13 protein-coding genes are annotated in these 17,291 nt (G+C 47.1%); 1 reads left to right on the top strand and 12 read right to left on the bottom strand.

Features of this window, described 5'->3' with window-relative positions; genetic code table 11:
* Positions 1–213 precede the first annotated feature (213 nt).
* Positions 214–1,602, bottom strand: a complete 1,389-nt coding sequence (locus tag OCU74_RS07550) for a GH32 C-terminal domain-containing protein (protein ID WP_087479139.1) — start codon at positions 1,600–1,602, stop codon at positions 214–216.
* A gap of 53 nt (positions 1,603–1,655) precedes the next feature.
* A complete protein-coding gene (locus tag OCU74_RS07545; protein WP_315972454.1) occupies positions 1,656–3,053 on the bottom strand; it encodes a sucrose-specific PTS transporter subunit IIBC in 1,398 nt (465 codons plus the stop codon).
* A 221-nt stretch (positions 3,054–3,274) separates the two neighbouring features.
* Between OCU74_RS07545 and OCU74_RS07540 the strand changes: the two genes are divergently transcribed.
* Positions 3,275–3,973: a GntR family transcriptional regulator gene (locus OCU74_RS07540; protein ID WP_087479138.1), complete on the top strand. Its 699-nt coding sequence runs from the start codon at positions 3,275–3,277 to the stop codon at positions 3,971–3,973.
* A gap of 150 nt (positions 3,974–4,123) precedes the next feature.
* On the opposite strand, the gene OCU74_RS07535 is transcribed toward OCU74_RS07540, so the two are convergent.
* The 10 genes from OCU74_RS07535 to OCU74_RS07490 form a co-directional block, all read right to left on the bottom strand.
* Positions 4,124–4,375 carry a hypothetical protein gene (locus tag OCU74_RS07535; protein WP_087479137.1) on the bottom strand — a complete coding sequence of 84 codons (252 nt, stop codon included), beginning with the start codon at positions 4,373–4,375 and terminating at the stop codon, positions 4,124–4,126.
* A 133-nt stretch (positions 4,376–4,508) separates the two neighbouring features.
* Positions 4,509–6,107, bottom strand: coding sequence for a BCCT family transporter (locus tag OCU74_RS07530; protein WP_087479136.1), 1,599 nt, complete (start codon positions 6,105–6,107; stop codon positions 4,509–4,511).
* Between the two features lie 85 nt (positions 6,108–6,192).
* The gene (etfB, locus tag OCU74_RS07525; RefSeq protein WP_087479135.1) at positions 6,193–6,990 is read right to left on the bottom strand and encodes an electron transfer flavoprotein subunit beta; all 798 of its coding nucleotides are present in this window, start codon (positions 6,988–6,990) and stop codon (positions 6,193–6,195) included.
* Entirely contained in the window at positions 6,980–8,218 is a 1,239-nt protein-coding gene (gene etfA / locus OCU74_RS07520) for an electron transfer flavoprotein subunit alpha (protein WP_087479134.1), read from the bottom strand. Before etfA ends, etfB begins: the two co-directional genes overlap by 11 nt.
* Positions 8,219–8,227: 9 nt before the next feature.
* Complete coding sequence (locus OCU74_RS07515) at positions 8,228–10,195, bottom strand: (Fe-S)-binding protein (protein ID WP_087479133.1); 1,968 nt, start codon at positions 10,193–10,195, stop codon at positions 8,228–8,230.
* A 10-nt stretch (positions 10,196–10,205) separates the two neighbouring features.
* Complete coding sequence (gene dgcA / locus OCU74_RS07510) at positions 10,206–12,269, bottom strand: dimethylglycine demethylation protein DgcA (RefSeq protein WP_087479132.1); 2,064 nt, start codon at positions 12,267–12,269, stop codon at positions 10,206–10,208.
* A 98-nt stretch (positions 12,270–12,367) separates the two neighbouring features.
* Complete coding sequence (locus tag OCU74_RS07505) at positions 12,368–12,901, bottom strand: DUF5943 domain-containing protein (RefSeq protein WP_087479131.1); 534 nt, start codon at positions 12,899–12,901, stop codon at positions 12,368–12,370.
* 45 nt (positions 12,902–12,946) lie between these two features.
* Entirely contained in the window at positions 12,947–13,924 is a 978-nt protein-coding gene (locus tag OCU74_RS07500; RefSeq protein ID WP_087479130.1) for a dipeptidase, read from the bottom strand.
* A 189-nt stretch (positions 13,925–14,113) separates the two neighbouring features.
* Positions 14,114–15,259: a choline metabolism transcriptional regulator GbdR gene (gene gbdR / locus OCU74_RS07495; RefSeq protein ID WP_087479129.1), complete on the bottom strand. Its 1,146-nt coding sequence runs from the start codon at positions 15,257–15,259 to the stop codon at positions 14,114–14,116.
* Between the two features lie 462 nt (positions 15,260–15,721).
* Entirely contained in the window at positions 15,722–17,101 is a 1,380-nt protein-coding gene (locus OCU74_RS07490) for an L-serine ammonia-lyase (protein WP_087479128.1), read from the bottom strand.
* Positions 17,102–17,291 lie beyond the last annotated feature (190 nt).

The raw sequence follows: 17,291 nt of genomic DNA, 5'->3' as shown, positions 1-17,291 counted from the left end.
ATCTGCTCAGGCAGATGTCTAAGAAGCCCCGCAATGGGGCTTCTGCTTTATAGATAGCCTGTTTTATCTGGCCGTCTCTATCCACACCCCGACAATGTCGGGGTGAATTGAGCTAAGAAATCTCATACTTTTTCTCATTCTAAAAGTGGCTACTATATTGGTGGTTATAAACAGTGATGGACATCTATTTTAGATGACCATCACCGTTATCCGTTATTGTTCCAGTTTAGACAACACAATGTTAGTTAACTCGATATCACCATCGGTAACTCCGGCACTAAGATTTGTGCCCGGTTTTTGATACATTCGAACACTCAATGCCGTGCCATTGATGTACAGAACAGCGATATCGTCATCAACGATGATACATAGTTTGTACTCGGTATCATTTTGCAGATTAATTGGTCGCTCCAGTCCCTTATTCATATATTGGTACCAAGGCCAGTTTGGTGTTTTGTCGAAAGTAAGCTGTTTTTCGTTAAGAGAAAAACGGTATTCATAAGCCTCTTCCAATTCATTTCCATAAATAAAAATAGAGAAACCACGAGTACCTGCTGCAATTTTCACGGTTGCTTCAAGAGTGAAACAGGTTGAACTGTTCTCAGTGAGAACATGTGTTTTATGAGTATCAATCGTTTGTAAATGGACATCTGCCAACGCCGTCTTAATACAAAATGCATCCAGTACCGATTTAACAGGTTTTACGCCCAGCGAGTAGTCTGGTCGTTGGTAAATTTCTTGAGGAACGAAAGTGCCTCCCCATTCATAGTTGCCCAAATCATCATTATTCTCTTTTGTTGGCACCCATCCGAAGAGAATACGATTGGAGCCATTCGTCGCTGTGCGGCCTGCATAATATGCTCTGCCATCAAAAGCATCATCATGAGGTGCAATCCAAGGGCCATCGAGGCTGCGACTCATTCGATAAATCATTTTGTTTTTGTCACTGAACTCAGAAACAATCAGATACCACCACTCGCCAATTTTAAATAGCTCAGGCATTTCAATCATGGTGAACAATCCCGGATACCAGAAGTCTCCCTGAAAGTCCCATTTGTTCATATCTTTACTGGTAAAAGAAACTAAACGACCGGTACGTTCTCTGTTATCACTAGGGGCTCTGGCTCCGAGCACCAGCAAATACTCTTCTTTCTCATCATTCCAGACAATAAACGGGTCACGCCAAGCAAATACGTCGTAGCCTTCTTGTGGCACGATCTGTTCTGCATTCCCATTCTTTTGCCAATTAATTAAATCATGGCTAGTTGCCTGCATTAGCTTTTGCGAAGGAATGCCTTTCTTTTTGAATATTTTATTGGCGCCCGTATAGAAAGCGGTATAGGTGTCTTGGGATGTTTGGTACACGCTACCCGCATAGATGTACTGGTCTTGATCATCATTTGAACCATGTTCTATCGCAGTGCCATGTTCTTGATAATGGCGAAAATCTGATGTGGTACAAAGTGACCAGCCAAAAGGTTCGCCCATCGGGCCTGGATTACGAGTATCACGCTGATGGTAAAGATAAAACACACCATCTTCACAATAGGGCATGCAGTCGCCAAACCAGTAGCCTTCGGGTTGATAAAAAATCTTATACATAAACAAATCTCTTCTTATATCTATATTGCAAAGTGAAAACGAATAACTCGTGCTTATTTTTTGTTAACCGCAGAGATGAGGTAAGAAATAACAAATGCACCTCCAAAGGCGATACACATGCCAATAATATAGTTCAGCAAACTACTAGGTTGCGTGATAACCATGCCCGGAATACCTGTCATTCCTACGGCTGTCATACCAACTTTGGTTAATACAACGTATGCACCGCCCAAAGCACCGCCAATAAGTGCCGCAAGGAATGGTTTTCCATAGCGTAAATTCACACCGAAGATAGCCGCTTCTGTAATGCCCAACATACAGGAAATGCCCGCTGGAACGGCTATGGCCTTAACTTTGGTATCTTTTACTTTAAATGCTACCGCAAGACATGCGCCACCTTGCGCCACGTTAGCCATCGACCAGATAGGTAACAGGAAGTTTACTCCCACTTCAGGGTTGGTTAGCAGGCCAGCTTCAATTGCATGGAAGCTGTGGTGGATACCGGTAATGACAATCATTGAGTAGGTACCGCCAAACAAAAAACCAGCAAGCCAGCCAATGTGTTCATAGATAAAGCTGAGTGAGAGAGTGATGCCATCACCGAGTGCTCGCCCGACAGGACCTATGAACAACAATGCGACAAAACCAGTTAGGATGACTGTAACAAAAGGGGTAACGATAAGATCGATAGAATCAGGAACAATACGACGCAGCTGCTTCTCAACGTTACTCATAAACCAAGCGGCGAGTAGCACTGGAAATACAGTACCTTGATAGCCAATCATAGCCACATCAATACCGAAAAAGTCCATGGTGTTGTAGCCGGAAGCCACTCCCCAGGCATTAGTTAACGCCGGATGAGTCAGAATGCCCCCTAAAACGGCACCTAGAAATGGATTACCGCCAAATTCTTTAGCGGAGGTAAAACCAATCAGGATCGGCAAAATTATAAAGGCAGCGGAACTGCACATATCCAACATGATAAATAATGCACTGTCGGGTGCTGCCCAACCATTGGAACGAACAAGGCCAAGCAATCCCATGAGTAGACCTGCTGATGCTATAGCCGGAATAATGGGTACGAAGATGTTTGATAAAAGTCGGGCTATGCGCTGAAAAGGATTAAGCTTTTGTGTCGCGATATTGGTGAGCTCAGCCTTTGATGTTTCACTTAAACCGATCTGAGAAACAAACTCCGCATACACTTTGTTGACTAGCCCTGTCCCAAAAATGATCTGAATTTGTCCGGCGTTGACAAAACAACCTTTAACACCTTCAACGTTATCGATTTCTGCTTGGTTTAACTGACTATCATCAACAAGGACGAGTCTCAATCGAGTGGCACAATGAGCGGCACTACTAATGTTCTCTTTCCCTCCCAATAAGGGAATCAAGTCTCTGGATATCTTCTCTATGTTCATATGACCACCGTATTTTTGTTTCTTTTTCATTTAGTAATGATGTCTGCTTTGGTGATTATTCATAATGACAAATAAATAACAAATTAAACTAAATAGAATCGAGATCATGATCAATTTATTTTTAAAGATATAAATTAGTAACAAGCTATGATGAGTAATGGGCAAGTTACTTTTGGTTGATAAGGGCTAATTGGTTATTGATTTGTATCTTTTGTATGTAATAATGATTGGCAACAAACAAAGGGGGAATCATGCTGTATAAGAAAGTAATGCTGGATCTAAAGGCTCGTATTGATTCGGATGAGTTACAAATTGGAGATTCCTTGCCTACAGAGAAAGAGCTGATTGAACTCTATTCGGTCAGCCGGAGTACAGTACGTAAGGCTATTGAAGAGCTTGTTAAACTTGGGTTGGTCGAAACACGCCAGGGTTCAGGTTCTAGCGTGATTAGTAAAGCGATGGCCAATTCCATGTCGAACCTTGTTACAACCAAAGAAATGCTTGCGGATTCGGATAAGCGTTTGGTTTATAAGGTTGTGGAGTTTCAGTTGATGTCTCCGGATGAAAAGATAGCCAGTTTTTTAAAAATAGCCCCTTCAGAAAAGGTGTACTTTATCCGTCGTATTAAGTTGATCGATGATATCCCGTCGATTTACGAAGATTCATATATGCCAGTTGCCTTGTTCCCACAAATCAATCTTCTTTCGCTAGAAGGGTCTAAATACAAATATTTAGAACAAGATTTGGGTTTTAAAATTGACGGTGCAATTCAAGATTTTGAAGCGATTATGCCGGACGAAAATATCTGCACTTCTTTAGATGTGTCTCCAGATAGACCTCTGATTCGTATCCATTCAGTTGGAAAACTTAGCGATGGAAGAATTTTTGAGTATACGAGAACAAGCCTGAATCCGGAAAAATACACGTATCAGCATTATTTAAAACGTTAAGTTTAAATCAATCGTGTTTGTCTGGATTTGAAGCAGCCCCAGATGCCTTCAATACCAAGGCAGACTACATTCCATTCCTGTTTGGGAGGATAAAAACAAAAAGACCTCTGATGAGGCCTTTGCGCGAATGATAGAAAAATATAACTATTGCTACCGGGGAAGATCAAGCTGACGGCTCCAGCAAATAATATTTTCAACATCCGGCAATAGAATGCCATCGTCTTCAATCCGATCGATGGTTTCCCAGAAAGAGCGCAACTCCTTTTCATCTGCCTGATTTAACCAAGCCTTTATTTGTACTTTGAGCTTATCACAATCGGTTTCTTCGTTACTGGCGGCAATCCCAAACTTCCCCATCATAAAAGTGAAATCGTCCATATCAACCAGTTCGGCATACATCATTATTTCTCTCCTTGGTGTGGAACAATCAGGGTTCAGATACTGAACCCTGATTTCATTACATGTCAAAGCACGTTCGTACAAATATATTAAGTGTGTATATTCTCAGCACCAGTGTCTTAATACAAATGTTTCTCTAATACAAATGTTTCTCTGTCGCAAGACCCCGGTACAGACTCCAGCACATCACAATCAGAACCAGAGTAAACGGAAGTCCGGTTGTTATCGCACCGGCCTGCAATGCTGTCAGAGCCTGATCGCCTCCGCCCAGTAATAGTGCGATGGCAATGACGCCTTCCAGTGAAGCCCATAGTACACGTTGTGCGGTCGGAACATCAGTTTTACCGCCGGCGGTAATGCTATCGATAACCAAAGAACCAGAGTCCGATGACGTCACGAAAAACAGCAGTACCAGTGCAATCCCCATGACGGAAAGCAAGGATGTCATCGGCAGATTATCAAACATCTGGAACATCGCTTTAGAAACATCAGTGATACCGTTGGCCAGTTCGCCGACACCTGTTGTTGCCTGCTCAATCGCCGTACCACCCATCACACTCATCCAGATCACTGTAACCAGTGCAGGAATCAGCAGTACTGCGGTGATAAATTCACGCACCGTACGTCCTTTGGAAACCCGGGCGATAAACATACCGACAAATGGTGACCATGAAACCCACCATGCCCAGTAGAAAACTGTCCAGCCATGGAACCAGTCTGTATCTTCCCGGCCAATCCAGTTTGACAGCGGAATGAAATTTTCGGCGTAACCACGGGTAATAGTCCCGACGGTCTTGAAGATTTCCATTGTCGGACCGATGATGATCAGCAATGCAATCAAAGCAGCTGCCATCAGCATGTTGATATTACTGAGTATTTTCACGCCACCATCAAGCCCGCGGGAAACAGAAATAATTGCAATCATAGTGACGACAACAATAAAGGCAATCTGTGTCCCGAGACCATTACTAATACCAAAAAGATGGCTGAGACCACCGGCAGCCTGCTGTGCACCAAAACCTAAAGAGGTTGCCAGACCGAAAATTGTCGCCAGAACAGCAAGGATATCAATGATGTTCCCCATTGTTCCCCAGCAACGTTTTCCGAGAACCGGATAGAATACAGAACGAATGGTCAGAGGTAATCCTTTGTTATAGGCAAAAAATGCAAGTGCCAGACCGACAACTGCGTAAATAGCCCATGGATGCAATCCCCAGTGGTACATTGTGGCACTCAGTGCCAATACTTTGCCATCTTCGGTTCGTGGCGCAACATTCAGCGGCGTACCGTACCAGTCGGTATAATAAGCAACCGGTTCGGCAACACTCCAGAACATCAGCCCAATCCCCATTCCCGCAGCAAAAAGCATACTGAACCAGGATAAAGTCGAAAATTCCGGTGTTGCATTGACCCCACCAAGACGGATTTTACCGACCGGTAAGACCAGCAGAACCAGACAAAAGAGCACAAACAGGTTACAACCCGCCATAAACAGCCAGTCAAAGTGATTGATTGACCAGCTCCGTGCCTGTGTCAGTACTGCTTTTGCTCCTTCAGGAAAACCTAATGTGAGGATAATAAATAACAGTATCAAACCAACACTGATACCGAATACGGGGTTGTGAATATCCAACCCCCAGATCTTGACGTTATCCTGCCCGACACAATAATCCGTGTCATACTTAAGACGCGATACGGGCTTTCGACGTTTTGGAGAATCTACTATCGTTTTCATTTGATCCCTCATGAATTCCATCTGTCTACGATATGTACAGACGTTCGCTTTTCATCCGGTAAATCCCTGCCACCGGATGAGCTCGCTATTTCTGACGAATGACGCCTTCTTCAAGCAACAAATCAAAAACCGCCTTAGCCATGTCACTGACTGGCTGATCTTTGATGACCTGACCACCTGAAGACGCCGTTTTTGCAGTCGCGGCTTTGAACCTGTCTGCTGCCGTTTTGGCTTTCACCACCTTCAAACGTTTAACTTTCGGTTTCGCCGGTGTTTCCTCCCAATTCATCCACTCATTATCGAGTGTCACACTGTCGACCTTACTTACGTCAATCTGCGCACGGCGGGCAATTCCGAAAGCACTCTGCCTTGGAAGCTGTGCCGCCATATCTACGCTGGCAACAAAAGGCAAAGGAACGGTCAGAGCTCTTCTCTGTCCCCGGGGTAAAGCCTGAAGCACTTTGGCCTGCCCGTTTTCAACAGAGATAATTTCTGCAATACCCATGACAACCGGACACTGAAGCCGCTGAGCGAGAAAGAAGGGTAATAACCCTGACGATTCTCCGCTCTCGGCCCGTGTTCCCGTCAGCACGATATCAGGCATCTCTTCCTGAAAGTACTGAGCTAAAGTGTCAACGGCATCTGCCTGAGGTTCCTGTGCCAAAACGCGAATACGGGATAATCCCATACCACTGTAATAACCGAGGGCCGGATGATGCGGGTCACCGGCATGAACAACTTCCAGTTCACTGTCTGGCAGATTCAGTGCCAGTTCCACGGCTCTGGAATCTGTCATCGCACGACGCGGACGACCAGAGTCGGGATGAGCACCAATCGAGACAAGTGTTTTAACAACTAATGATTTCGGTGAACTAGGCTGCATCCTTCAGCTCCTCTTTCTGGTGGCCTTCAATCAGAGTAATCAGTGCCGCCAGCAGCTCGTTACTGTCAGCAATCACACTCAGATCAGCCCGTTTAACCATGTCGCATCCGGGATCGGTATTGACTGCAATCACTTTGTCGCAACCACCAATTCCCTGTAAGTGCTGAATCGCACCACTGATACCAACAGCAAGATAAACACGGGCCGTCACCCAGGAACCGGTTGCACCAACCTGTCTGAAACGTGGCATGAATCCGTTATCCACCGCCACACGGCTTGCCCCTTCAGTGGCACCAAGTACCTGCGCAGCATGATGGAACTGATCCCAGTCGTGAATCCCGTTACCGGCAGAAAGGATGAATTCTGCTTCCGTCAGCGGTACGGACTGTGGATCAATTGCAACCTGTCCCAAGTCTTCAATTGAGGTCTGAATTGGTGTTGCTTCCTGAAGCTGAACTTCCAGTGCTTCGTGACGTGTTTCATCAATTTGTGGGGCACACTCTTCTGCCAGAAGCAGACATCTGGGTGTGGCACGCTTAATATCGCTTCGGCCTCCGGCTGCACGGCAGACCGTCTCTTCCGAATTGACCTGCCAGGCCTGTGTCGCCGGACGTTCACCGATCAATGCCGTCAGACGTGCACCCAGTTCAAAGCCACCGGAAATGCTATCCGGGAACAACCAGTGCTTCGGTGAATATTCAGCTTCAACCTGACTTAATGCGGCGGCTTTCTGCTCAGGACAGTAACCTTCATAGATTTCACCGGAAAGATTCAGCAATCGGTCAGCACCGGCAGTATCAAACTGAGTTTCACGATGCGTGCCAAAGACAACCGCCATCACTGCACCGGCTCCGCCATGTTGCTGCACCAGTTGATGTGCCTGTCCTAATACATCCCGGTCATGGCTGCTTAAACGGCCTCCCGGCATATCAGGGACAACAACAATGTAATATTCGGGCTCAGCGACCGTATGTAACGGCAACTGAACTTCTGCTGAGGCACCCTGAGAACGTACGGAGAATGACGGTGCACCACTGCCATGCAGACGATCGATCCGTTTGATTCCGTTAGGGCCGATAAAACCGACCCGGTGCGGATAGCGGCGGATAAGGCCGCTCGGGCCTCTCTCCTCTGCCGGCTGAGTGACAAAGCTGTCATGTTGTGGATGAAGCCGGTTACGCATAATCCATTCGACGCGGCGATCACGGCGTACAATTATTTCACTCATAGCTCTCTCCTACACCGTTTCAGCCTGAGTACCCGGTGTCCATACACCGGCACCTGCCAAATCTGCCTCACTCTCTTCGAGTAATGCTTCTGCGACCAGCTCAGCGATATCTTTCACTTCAGGTCTTGGCTCAACCACACCTTCAAGCATGGCCGTACACTGCTGACAACCGACGGCAACCAGTTCTGCCCCGGTTTCCCGGATGTCATCCATACGCATGTCTGCGATCCGGCGCTCTCCCGGAATATCGGTAATCGGTGCGCCACCGCCACCGCCACAGCAACGTGAACGGAATCCGGACCGCTCCATTTCACTCACTTCAATCCCCAGTTGTGTCAGGACTGAGCGAGGTGAATCGTATTCACCGTTATAGCGACCGAGATAACAAGGATCATGGTAAGTCACTTTGCCACCCTGATAAGGACGCAGATGGATCAGACCTTTTTCAACCAGTTGATTGATAAACGTGGTGTGATGCCAGACCTGATATTGCGGTGACTTCCCTTCCGGATAGAAATCCGGATATTCGTTTTTCAGACAGTGGAATGCATGAGGATCGGTAGTCACGATACAGTTGAACTCATACTTTTCCAGTGTTTCGATGTTCCGGCGCGCCAGGCGCTGGAAAGTTGCATCGTCACCTAACCGGCGGGCAACATCGCCGCTGTCCAGTTCTTCATCACCCAGAATGGCAACGTCGATCTTGGCAGCCTTGAGTATTTGTACAAAAGATTTGAGAATACGCTGGCTACGCATATCAAACGCGCCATCGGATACCCAGAACAGTACATCCGCTCTTTTCACATCAGACATCAGATTCAGTGACTGATCCGCAGCCCAGTGTGAACGACGCTGTGGGGCGTAACCACCCGGGTTATCGGTGTAGATCAGGTTTTCCAGAACCTCGACGCCTTTTTCCGGTGTCTGTCCTTTTTCCAGTGTCAGGAAGCGACGCATGTCGACAATCGCGTCCACGTGTTCAATCATCATCGGACACTCTTCCACACAGGAACGACAGGTTGTACAGGACCAGAGTGTTTCTGAATTCAGTACGCCACCGACGATCGGTTGATGCGGGTCGCCCTTTGCATGACCGACTTCTTTCCCCGGATACGGACTACCGGCATAACGCTGATCAGTACCACCAGCTAGTCCGACGACCATATCCTGAATCAGTTTTTTCGGGTTCAGCGGCTGACCGGCCGCAAATGCAGGACACATCGCTTCACACTTACCGCACTGCACACAGGCATCAAATCCCAGTAACTGGTTCCATTTGAAATCAGATGGATTCTCGACACCGAGTTTACCGGCTTCAAGATCAACAGGTTTCAGCCCGGTTGAGCGACCACCGCCAAAACGCTCCGGTCTGCGGTGAAATGCCAGATGCAGCGCACCAGCAAAAGCGTGCTTCATCGGACCGCCCCAGCCCATGCCGAAAAACATTTCGCCCATGCCCCAGATAATCGCAACCAATAACACAGCAACAATTGCCCAGTGACTGAACTGCTCCGGTAACACACCAGAAACCGGCAGTGTCATGATAAAGAAGCTGACTGAAAACATCAGTAGGCTTTTCGGCAGACGCATCCACGGGCCTTTCGACAATCTCGAAGGTGGGTTCAGACGACGACGGAAAACAAACAGCGCTCCCGTAAACATCAGCGCCAGAGAAGCAAGTAACACGTACGAGAGAATTTCTTTGGCAACACCAAAGACGTGAACAGCAAAGATAAGCAATACTGAAAGGACAAACCCACCCGCCGTCGCGACGTGCGTGTTTGACATGACTTTATCCCGGGCGACTACATGGTGCAGATCGACCAGATAACGCCGGGGCATTGACATCAAGCCACCGATGATGGAAACCGGGGATGCCTGTCCCCGCAACCACATGCGGATACGTCTTACCATTCCAAGAACCGCCAGCACGCTGGCGGTTACAACTAAAATGGGAAGCAACCATTCAAGGTTCATAGGCACCTCCTTAGAGATCTTTACACAGGCGTAATGCGTCGTAGATCGCAGCGTGGGTGTTACGTTGTGACACACAATCACCTAAACGCCACAGGATCATGCCATTGCCACTTTCTGATAACACCGGCTGAGGTGCAGCAGCAAATAATGCTTCGTTATCAATCTGACCTTTGTTGACCGACTCGCCTTTCAGCTCGTAGTACAGTTCTTCGTTCGGACGAATACCGTTTTCAACCACGATCTGGTCCACAACCCGCTCTTCTTTCTGACCGGTATATTCGTTTTCCAGTACCGCAACCAGGTTGTCTCCTTCACGGTAAACTTTCTCAAGCATCAGGTCAGAGGTCATGATGACTTCTTTCTCATACAGGCTACGGTAATAAGTCGGGAATGTTGTTCCACCGATACCGACACCCGGTTTAATATCATCGGTCACCAGCTCAACCAGAGCGCCTTTTGAAGTCAGGTAATCGGCTGCCGACATTCCGGAGAACTCACAGATCGTATCGTAAATCAGAACGTTTTTACCCGGTTCAACTTTACCGTTGAGAATATCCCAGCTGGAAACAACCAGACCTTCTTCCGCGCCCCATTCCGGGTTTTGGTCGATAAACGGACGTCCGCCGGTTGCCAGAATGCAGACATCCGGTTTCATTTCCCGAACCATCTCTGCGCTTGCAGCGGTATTAAGAATAATTTCCACGCCCAGACGATCCAGTTCCATCGCCAGCCAGCGGGTAATCCCGGCCATCTGATCACGTTGTGGAGCTTTCGCCGCGATAGTGATCTGTCCGCCCAGTTCTTCGCCTTTTTCAATCAGTGTGACCTGATGACCACGTTCAGCAGCGACACGCGCAGCTTCCAGACCACCAGGGCCACCGCCGACAACAACAACTTTACGCACCGGACCGGTTGTTTTTTCGATAATATGTGGCAGTCCCATATATTCACGGGATGTTGCAGCGTTCTGAATACACAGAACGTCCAGACCCATGTACTGACGGTCGATACAGTAGTTTGCACCGACACACTGACGGATCTGATCAGTCTGACCTAATTTGATTTTGGCAATCAGATGCGGATCGGCAATATGCGCACGGGTCATCCCGACGAAATCGACATAACCACCTTCAAGAATACGTTTTGCCTGATTCGGATCCTTAATGTTCTGTGCGTGAATTACAGGTACAGAAACTACTTCTTTGATACCGGCAGCCAGGTGCAGGAACGGCTCCGGCGGATAACTCATATTCGGAATAACGTTTGCCAGCGTATTATGTGTATCACAGCCGGAACCAACCACGCCGAAATAGTCCACCTTGCCTGTTGCATCATAATAAGCCGCGATTTTTTTCATTTCTTCGTGGTCAAGGCCGTCCGGGTGGAACTCATCACCGGTTATCCGCATACCAACCACAAAATCAGGACCAACCGCTTCACGGACAGCCTTAAGAACTTCCATACCGAAACGCATCCGGTTTTCAAACGTGCCGCCCCACTGGTCAGTCCGTTTGTTCACCCGAGGAGACCAGAACTGGTCAATCATATGCTGGTGAACCGCAGACAGTTCTACACCATCAAGGCCACCTTCTTTTGCCCGGACAGCTGCCTTGGCAAAGTCACCGACGACGCGCCAGATCTCTTCTTCTTCAATCGTTTTACAGGTTGCGCGGTGAACCGGTTCACGGATGCCCGATGGTGACATCAGGTTCGGCCAGTTTTCACCATCCCAGCGCGAACGACGTCCCATATGGGTAATCTGAATCATGATCTTACCGCCATGCTTATGAACAGCATCGGCAAGATTCTGGAAATGAGGGATGATTCTGTCTGTTGAGAGGTTGACCGAACTCCACCAGCTTTGTGGGCTGTCGATAGATACCACACTGGAGCCGCCGCAAATACAAAGACCACAGCCGCCTTTGGCTTTTTCTTCGTAATATTTTACATAGCGATCAGTCGTCATACCGCCGTCAGTTGCGTATACCTCGGCGTGAGCGGTACTGACAATCCGGTTACGAATCGTCAGATTATTGATTTTTAACGGTTGGAACAGAATATCAAACTGAGACATGCTTCACCTCTATACCAGCCTTATCTCCGACCGGATAAGGCTGTCTTCCTTGACTAATACTTTCTAGTTATCAGTACTTTGTATTTATATATGTGTTATCAGACCAGCGGCGAGACTTCGAAGATACCGTAGTCACACCCTTCTTCTGCTGCGCTCTGGACCTGTACTGCTTGGGTTTGCACTGTGTAACCCAGGCTTTTGGCGATCTGATCAATCGCTCCGGCAAACCATCCGGTAAACATATAATCAACTTTGCGGTTTACTTTGCCGTACTGATAGACAAACGCTGAATTATCCAGACGGACACGCGCAGTCCCTTCGGCAATATTTAAACTCTCAATGGTGAAAATTCCCCAGCCACGCTGAGACAGACGCTTCATGTAATGTTCGAAGACCGCATCGCCTTCGATACCATGAGCTTCTGCTTCTTTTTCACACCAGTAGTAAGCAGACTTATAACCCGCTTTATAGAGGATTTCTGCATAACGTTCTGCACCCATTTCTTCTTCAATCGCCATATGGTTATTGACGAAGAAGTGACGGGGAACATAAAGCATTGGCAATGCGTCGGTTGTCCAGACACCAGTCTCATCATCGACCAGTATTGGCATTTCAGGTGCGTGTACTCCCATTTCGAATTCTCCTTTTAATTTAATTTTGAACGCAGTGAATGTGGATTATTCACCCCACACGTCACCTAAAACGCGTAGCCAGTTTTCGCCCATAATTTTCCGGACCTGGGTTTCAGTGAAACCATGCCGTAACAGAGCGTCAGTTAAGTTAGGAAACTCACCAAGGGTACGAATACCTTCCGGGTTGATAATCTCGCCAAAGTTAGTCAGGCGACGTGCGTAGCCCTTATCATGAGTTAACCATTCAAAAAAGGGCTGGCCATGACCTTGTGTAAAATCGGTCCCGATTCCGATTTGGTCCTCGCCAACCAAATTGAATATGTAAGCAATTGCTTCAACGTAGTCTTCAATTGTTGAGTGGATACCGTTTTTCAAAAACGGTGCAAACATTGTGACTCCGACAAAACCGCCGTGATCGGCGATGAACTTCAGTTCCTGGTCGGATTTATTACGTGGATGATCTTTCAGTCCGCTCGGCAGACAGTGGGAATAACAGACTGGTTTTTTCGACGCCAGGATCACTTCTTCTGAAGTTTTGGCACCAACGTGGGAAAGGTCACACATCACACCAACACGGTTCATCTCCGCCACGATCTCATGACCGAAACCGGATAAACCACCGTCACGCTCGTAACAACCGGTTCCAACTAAATTCTGAGTGTTGTAACACATCTGAACGACACCAACACCCAAGTCTTTAAATACCTGAACATAACCGAGCTGATCTTCGTAAGCATGTGCATTCTGGAAACCCATCATCACACCAGTTTTACCTTCCTGCTTCGCCCGGCGGATATCGTCGGTTGTGCGAACTTTTGTGATGATGTCGCTGTTTGCTTCAATGAGATTGTTCATCTCAACGATATTATTGACCGTATTCTGAAAGCCTTCCCAGACTGATACTGTGCAGTTTGCAGCAGTGATCCCGCCTTTACGCATATCTTCAAATAAATCACGATCCCATTTCGCTATCACGAGTCCGTCGATAACGATCGCATCATTATGCAATTCCCTAGAGTCCATTTTTCACCTGATTCATTTCACTGTGAGCTTGGTACTCAGAATAGGTATTACTGCAACCAAGTAGTGTTCTGAAAACGTCACTCAGGACACCTTTTGCGTAACCTGAAGCGTCGTTTTCAGGCCGTCGTTTTCAGGATAAAAAAGGCCGCAGGGCAAACCCGGCGGCCTTTGAGAAAGAAGAGAGAAAAATCAGACCAGAACTGAACCATAAGTCGGTTCATATTGCGCTTCATATAAAGCACGTGACGAACGGAGGCTGGGAACATCCAGAACAGAAAAATCAGCCTGAACCGGGTTATCTTCCACCACTTCAGTTGCAAGTAGTACATTTTCCAGTTCGGTCTCGCCGTGCCCCAGACGTTCGGCTCTTGGTGAAATACCAATATGAATACGATAACACTTACTGAAATGGGGAGATGATACAAATCCGCATGCCGTTGCGATGTCGATAATTGACATCGATGTCTGACGCAACAACTGTCTGGCTCTGAATAATCTTAATTTCAGATAGTATTTTGATGGCGGACACTGAAGATATTTCTGGAACAGGCGCTCCAGCTGTCTGCGGGAAAGTCCGACATACGCGGCAAGCTCGTCCAGCTCGATCGTTTCTTCAATATTGGCTTCCATCAGTGTGATTGCTTCAACCAGTTTGGGCTGTGCAGTTCCCAGAACATGGCGGAGCGGAATGCGCTGATAATCCGTTTCACCCCGGATTCTGTCGCAAATGAACATCTCAGAGATACTCGCGGCCAGCTGATGTCCGTAATCACGCTTAATCATATTGATCATCATATCCATCGGTACCGAACCTCCGGTACTGGTCATGCGGTCACGGTCAATCACGAACAGGTGATTCGAGCATGTCACTCTGGGATATGCTTCCTGCAAGGCAGCAATACATTCCCAGTGAGCACTACACTCATAACCATCCATCACACCGGCATCGGCCAGTAAATAAGGGCCGGTACAGACACCGCCAAGGCACACATGCTTACGAGCCAGAGACTGAATCCAGCTGACCTGACGACGTGTATAACTGCGGGTAATATTTACACCGCCGACAACAATCAGAGTGTCCAGTTTCGGAGCCGCATTAATTGATGTATCCGGAGTCACAGTAATACCATCACTCGCCGAAACCGGCTCTCCATCTTCTGTGATCGTATACCAATCATACAGCTCTTTACCACTAAGCTGGTTTGCCATTCTCAGAGGTTCAACAGCTGACGCCAACGCGATCATTGTAAAGTTGTTCAACAACAAAAAGCCGATACGGCTGACTTCCTTTTGCGGATATTCTTTCTTGAGCGAGCTATTTAATAAGACTGACATTGCACGACTCCATTTTGCTTTGTAATTGTGGAGGTTTTAACAATTTACTAACTATAGATGTTAGACAGCAACAAAATAGCAACATTTGTACCTTAAAATAAATACCCCGCCCCCTAAAATTTACTTATTGGCGTAATAAAAATTGATCGAGGTCGCAAACATAGCAAAGAAGGACCACAAAGCGCTCTTTGTGGCAGATTTAGAAGGGAAAATTGATCACTAAAATGTGAAAATTTTTGCAACAAATTTGCATAAAATGTGAGATTTGCACCAACACAACTCATCAGACCAGATCAAAATGGGGCGTTCAGCATAACTTAACGGCTTTTATTTATACAAGTCTATCAGCATCATGTTGATTAGAATCTGATAACATTCATAGTTAGAATGGAAGCACCAGCAACATAACATTCATTGCAATAATAAGTGAATATAAATGCCATACTGGTGCTATGAATCGGCTTAACACTCGATAGCATTCACCGCCAATCCGCCGCGGGAAGTTTCTTTATATTTATCCTGCATGTCCCGGCCAGTATCCCGCATCGTCCGGATCACTTTATCCAGTGAAATAAAATGCTCTCCATTACCGCGTAACGCCATATTAGCAGCATTGATGGATTTCACGGCTGCAATCGCATTCCGTTCAATACAAGGCACCTGAACCAATCCTCCGACCGGATCACAGGTCAGCCCCAAATTGTGCTCCAAAGCGATTTCAGCCGCATTCTCGACCTGTTCCGGGGTTCCGCCAAGCACTTCTGCCAATCCTGCTGCTGCCATGGCACTGGCAGACCCGACTTCACCCTGACATCCGACTTCTGCCCCGGAAATCGAGGCATTCATCTTACACAATGCGCCAATGGCACTGGCTGCCAGAAAGAATTTATTCACATCTTCCGGTTTTGCCTTCGGATGAAAATTCATGTGATACATCAATACCGCTGGTACAATTCCTGCCGCACCATTTGTCGGTGCCGTGACCATCCGCCCACCTGCTGCATTTTCTTCATTCACTGCCAGTGCATAGAGGTTGACCCAATCCATTCCACTGAGCGAACTGTATATAACGTTTTCATCGGAAGCCTGCATCAATGAACGGTGAAGTGAAGACGCACGCCGCTTCACCTGAAGGCCGCCAGGAAGAATACCTTCCTGCTCAATACCGTTGGCAATACACTCCTGCATTACCTGCCATAGTTGATCAATCCCGGATTGAATTTCCGGCACCGTCCGCCAGGCCTGCTCGTTTTTCATGACCAGCTCACTAATGCGCAACTGGTTCTTCTGGCACATTGCAAGTAACTCTTCTGCGGTCGTGAATTCGTAAGGAAGTTTAATCTGAGGCGTAACATATTCCGTTTCACGAATCGACGCTTCGTCCAGAACGAAACCACCCCCGATAGAATAATAAGTATTTTCCGTCACAACGGCATCATCTGCTCCGTAGGTTGTCAGATGCATTGCATTCGGATGGTATGGCAGAGCTTCATCAATAAACAGCAGATCGGTATTCCAGTCAAAAGCAACGGTCTTCTGCTTCGCCAGTCGCAACGTTCCCGTTTCTATCGTCGCTTTGATAGCCGGTTCGATTACCGAAGGATCAATCGTATCCGGCTGATAGCCCATCAGCCCCATGACAACGGCTTTATCGGTCCCGTGTCCGACACCTGTCGCACTGAGCGAGCCATATAATTTAATTTCAACCCGCTCAACACTTTCCAATAACTGCTGGCTGACTAAGTCTTCAGCAAAAATACTGGCTGCCCGCATCGGGCCAACTGTATGAGAACTGGATGGCCCAATTCCAACTTTAAACAGATCAAATACGCTGATACTCATTGCTCGCTCCTACGAAAATCCGTTTCTTGTTTTGTGCTGAATTATTGGTGATTCAGGTGATGTAAACATGTTTTAAAACGACATCCTGACCACTGATGTCGACGAGAAACGTAAAAGGGAACCCGAAGGCTCCCTTTATCATCATTTCATTGTAAAATGTTGCTTAATGTGAGCTGTTTCGATGACCTTC

The sequence above is a fragment of the Vibrio mangrovi genome, from assembly GCF_024346955.1.
Taxonomy (GTDB): Bacteria; Pseudomonadota; Gammaproteobacteria; order Enterobacterales; family Vibrionaceae; genus Vibrio; species Vibrio mangrovi.
This window is presented reverse-complemented; position numbering and strand designations above follow the sequence as displayed.

Bases quoted from the DNA above. Each gene is read 5' to 3' on its own strand.
- OCU74_RS07530 (WP_087479136.1), bottom strand. From the start codon at position 6,107: ATGAAAACGATAGTAGATTCTCCAAAACGTCGAAAGCCCGTATCGCGT.
- OCU74_RS07500 (WP_087479130.1), bottom strand. From the start codon at position 13,924: ATGGACTCTAGGGAATTGCATAATGATGCGATCGTTATCGACGGACTC.
- OCU74_RS07490 (WP_087479128.1), bottom strand. From the start codon at position 17,101: ATGAGTATCAGCGTATTTGATCTGTTTAAAGTTGGAATTGGGCCATCC.
- etfA (WP_087479134.1), bottom strand. From the start codon at position 8,218: ATGAGTGAAATAATTGTACGCCGTGATCGCCGCGTCGAATGGATTATG.
- OCU74_RS07540 (WP_087479138.1), top strand. From the start codon at position 3,275: ATGCTGTATAAGAAAGTAATGCTGGATCTAAAGGCTCGTATTGATTCG.
- OCU74_RS07550 (WP_087479139.1), bottom strand. From the start codon at position 1,602: ATGTATAAGATTTTTTATCAACCCGAAGGCTACTGGTTTGGCGACTGC.
- OCU74_RS07505 (WP_087479131.1), bottom strand. From the start codon at position 12,901: ATGGGAGTACACGCACCTGAAATGCCAATACTGGTCGATGATGAGACT.
- etfB (WP_087479135.1), bottom strand. From the start codon at position 6,990: ATGCAGCCTAGTTCACCGAAATCATTAGTTGTTAAAACACTTGTCTCG.
- OCU74_RS07515 (WP_087479133.1), bottom strand. From the start codon at position 10,195: ATGAACCTTGAATGGTTGCTTCCCATTTTAGTTGTAACCGCCAGCGTG.
- gbdR (WP_087479129.1), bottom strand. From the start codon at position 15,259: ATGTCAGTCTTATTAAATAGCTCGCTCAAGAAAGAATATCCGCAAAAG.
- OCU74_RS07535 (WP_087479137.1), bottom strand. From the start codon at position 4,375: ATGATGTATGCCGAACTGGTTGATATGGACGATTTCACTTTTATGATG.
- dgcA (WP_087479132.1), bottom strand. From the start codon at position 12,269: ATGTCTCAGTTTGATATTCTGTTCCAACCGTTAAAAATCAATAATCTG.
- OCU74_RS07545 (WP_315972454.1), bottom strand. From the start codon at position 3,053: ATGAAAAAGAAACAAAAATACGGTGGTCATATGAACATAGAGAAGATA.